The sequence below is a fragment of the Gordonia sp. VNK21 genome, from assembly GCF_046098115.1.
Taxonomy (GTDB): Bacteria; Actinomycetota; Actinomycetes; order Mycobacteriales; family Mycobacteriaceae; genus Gordonia.
This window is the reverse complement of sequence record NZ_JBJURU010000028.1, coordinates 5307-8368: the sequence shown is the minus strand read 5'-3', so window position 1 is coordinate 8368 and position 3062 is coordinate 5307. Positions and strand designations below refer to the sequence as shown.

Sequence of the window (3062 nt, the reverse complement as noted above, 5' to 3'; positions counted from 1 at the left end):
CGTCCCCGCGTACTCGACTGCCGCGCCGAACGTCTGGCCGAACGCGATGATGACATTGATGGCGCCCACGAAGTTGTCGAAGAGGGCGGTCACCTCTTTGTCGTTCTCGGTTGCCACCCCCGTCAGTGTTGCGAGGTTCCCGACGATCCTGCGAATCTGTCCATCCCGCTTGGCCGGGTCGTTGATGAGCGTGGCAGAGTCCTTGATGATCCCGGCCACGTCACCCTGGGTCCCTTCCAGATTGCGGGCGACGAGCTTGAGGGACTGCAGGATGGCGTCGGTGTTTCTGCCGTTGTCCTTGACCAGGTCCTCGGACAAGTTGCTGATCGAGTCGAGCGTCTGACTGATTCCCAGCGGGGTTCTGGTCTTACTCAACGGAATGCACTGATTCGTCTCGTATCGGGCTCCACCGGAGTACGGCTTGGTGAACTCGATCTGACGTTCGGTCACGATGGATGTCGACACCAGAGTCGCGCCGACGTCGGCGGGCAGCGGCACGCTCTTGTCGACCCGCATGTCGATCCTCACACCGGACTGACCTTTATTCTGGTGCACCCCGACGACGCTGCCCACCTTCTTGCCGAGCATGGCGACTGCGTTGCCTTCGAAGAGGCCCGATGCATCGGTGAACTCTGCGCATAGGGCGCGCGTGTCGTCGGACGCTGTCCGGCCTATCCCGATACCAGCGATGACCACCACCACCACGGCGATCAGGAGCAGCAGTCTTCGGACCCAGGTGGTCAGCATTTGTCGTCACCACTCGGAATGCACACACGAACCTCTGGTTCTGTGGTGGCCGGCGCACCGACCGGCGCCTGGAGGAGGACGCCGAGGCGCTGAGTGATCTGATCGATCTGTGTCAGGGCATTGGAGTAGCCCGGCATCTCTGTCGACACCTTGTCCAGGAGCGTCTTGAACTGTTGCACGGACGGTTCGATGCCATCGCGGTACGCCACGAGCGGCCTCGTCAGGAGTTTGAACAGACGCCTGAGATAGTCGAACCCGCCGCGGACGTTCTGGATATCAGGTCCCAGCGTCCTGGCCAGGAAGCTGAGTTGACGGAGAAAGTCGACTAGCACCTGTTTTTGGTCGGCGAAAGCTTTGACGTATTCATCCGATAGAGCGACCGTTTTGTCGAGCTGACCGTACTGTCGCTCTAGGAGGTCCATCAGACTGCTGGTGTTCCTCAGTGCGTCGGGAATGTTTGTGTTGCCGTCGGAGAACGCATTCTGCAGCAGCGCCGCAGTTTGACGGAGATCGACGCCGTTCACATCACGGAACACCGGCGTCGTCGTCTCGAGCGTGTTGGAGATGTCGTAGGTACTCGATGTCTGAACAAGGGGGATGGCCCCCGACAGCGCGGTCGGTCCTGACCCTGGGTCCAGATCGAGAACTCGCCCGCCGATCGGCGTGATCAGGCGAACCGCTGCGGTAGCATCCGAACGGACTGACACCGAGTCGTCGAGTCGAAATTTGACTGTGATAACCGTTCCCGTGAGGTCCACCGACGACACCCTCCCTTGTCTTATCCCCGCTATACGCACCTGATCACCCGACTCCAGCCCGCCGGTGTTGACCAGATGGGCCGAGTACACCTTTTGACCGGGCGGTGCGATATACACGGCCCCGGCGATGACCAGACCGACCACCACCGTCACCACCACCACACCGGCGACGATGAGGTCGCGTCTGCGTTCGGGCTGGTGATGCGATCGATTTCGATTGAACAACCTCACTGACACACCACCAATCGTTGCCCCATAAGCGCAATCTTCGCTGTATCCGGCAGGGGCAGAAGACCTTTCGAACATTGCGCCTCGCTCGGCGTGGAGTTCGTCGCAGCGGTCAGCGAGTCCATAAGGGGCTTGAGCAGTACCGCACCGTTGAGTAGACCCTCTAACTCCCCGGGTTCTCGCGCCAGACGCTGATAGATCGTCGCGAAACTCTGGTCGTACGTTGACTCAAGTTGCTCGCCGGTGATGACCGTCTTCGACATGGACCGGTTGACCTCGCGTAGCGACTCTCGCAGCCGGTCACTCACGCGGCTGAAGGCGTCGACGATCGATCCCAGCTTGTCGACGAGTTCGACCATCTCCGCCGAGCGGCCTTCGAGCTGGTCGGAGACCTGGCCAAGACTCGTCACAATATTCGTGATGATCTCAGACCGCTGGTTCCCGTAGGCGGTGATGTTGGCGACCTGCTTCAGAACAGGCGATATACCCCTTCCATCACCTTGAGCAACGCGCAACAAGTTGGCCTGCAGTTCATTGATCTCGTCGGCATTAAGCGTGTCGAACACCGGCTTGAATCCGTTGAACAAGGTGGACACATCAAATGAGGGAATGGTCTTGTCGAGCGCCACCTGTGTGAGTGCCCCCTGTGTTTTTCCCTGTTCCGCACCGATCAATTCGACATATCGCTGTCCCAGAAGATTCTGATAACGCACGGCGGCGGTGGTGTTCGATGTGATCGTGACGTCGTCGTTCAGTTGGAAATGAACGACCGCCGTGGCCCCTTTCAGGTCGATCGCCGTCACATAACCGACCTTGACCCCTGCCGACCGCACACCGTCGCGAGGTTTGAGCCCGGAGGCATCGGAGAAGACCGCTGATCGTTCAGAACTCGCTCCGTCCGAGCTGGGTTGGAGGATGGCGATGATCACGTAGGTGAGAACGCCGATGACTGCGGGGAACGCGACGATCTTGAAACAAGTTGCCTAAGTTCGGCCACAAGCTGTGCGAATTACGGCTGCTCTAGTTACTTGACGTCCGGTTGAACAACGCGCAACGAGTTCCACTACCTTCCCCATATAGCGGACAAGACTTCGTCCAGCGGTTGTAGTGGCGGATGCCCTTGGTCGCCAGACTCTAGTAGTGCTTATAACACTGCTCAGAACCGGTCCAGAGGCTGGTCGAGCTTCCGGCGAGCCGCCTCTACCAGCTTGAGCAGCTGTTCGACCCTAGCTAGCAGCTGCGGAAGTCGGCGCACTCACTGGCCGACGCTCTCAGCGATGCGCTCCAGTTGGCCAGGTACAGCTTCTGCCAGTAGTGGCCGCTCGTTGA

At 59.6% G+C, this 3062-nt stretch carries 3 protein-coding genes; all 3 read right to left on the bottom strand.

Going from position 1 to position 3062, the window contains the following annotated elements; translation table 11 throughout:
- The coding region (locus tag ACJMNC_RS18050) for an MlaD family protein (RefSeq protein WP_408949332.1) at window positions 1–747 on the bottom strand (747 nt) is incomplete at its 3' end.
- Entirely contained in the window at window positions 741–1736 is a 996-nt protein-coding gene (locus ACJMNC_RS18045) for an MlaD family protein (protein WP_161896572.1), read from the bottom strand. The genes ACJMNC_RS18045 and ACJMNC_RS18050, both read right to left, overlap by 7 nt.
- Window positions 1733–2662 carry an MlaD family protein gene (locus ACJMNC_RS18040; RefSeq protein ID WP_408949331.1) on the bottom strand — a complete coding sequence of 310 codons (930 nt, stop codon included), beginning with the start codon at window positions 2660–2662 and terminating at the stop codon, window positions 1733–1735. Before ACJMNC_RS18040 ends, ACJMNC_RS18045 begins: the two co-directional genes overlap by 4 nt.
- Window positions 2663–3062: the final 400 nt, after the last annotated feature.